1 protein-coding gene is annotated in these 257 nt (G+C 69.6%); it reads right to left on the bottom strand.

All coding sequences use genetic code 11. From position 1 onward, the window contains the following. On the bottom strand, positions 1-257 hold a 257-nt coding region (locus SB816_RS33105), incomplete at both ends, for a CbtA family protein (RefSeq protein ID WP_410548391.1).

The following is a 257-nucleotide window of genomic DNA, read 5'->3' as shown; positions in this document are numbered from 1 at the left end:
CGTCGCGACCGAGATCGCGATCATCAGGAAGAACAGGCCCGTGCGATAGCCGATCGTGTCGTGGTCGCCGACCGCCGGCGGATTGGCCGGGTATTTGATGCTCGGCACGATCACGAGCGCGACGAACGCCGCCGCCGCGAGCCATGCCGCGAGCGGCCGCGCCGGGAGGCGGCTGCCTCGCCCGTATGCAAACGCGAAGACCAGCGAGAACAGCCCGCCGAATGCCGCGCCGTAAGTCACGACGCCCGTCAGCAGGC

It is taken from the genome of Achromobacter sp. SIMBA_011 (genome assembly GCF_046535435.1).
Taxonomy (GTDB): domain Bacteria; phylum Pseudomonadota; class Gammaproteobacteria; order Burkholderiales; family Burkholderiaceae_B; genus Achromobacter; species Achromobacter dolens.
Note: the sequence above shows the minus strand (reverse complement) of the source record. Positions and strands in the feature narration are given on the sequence as shown.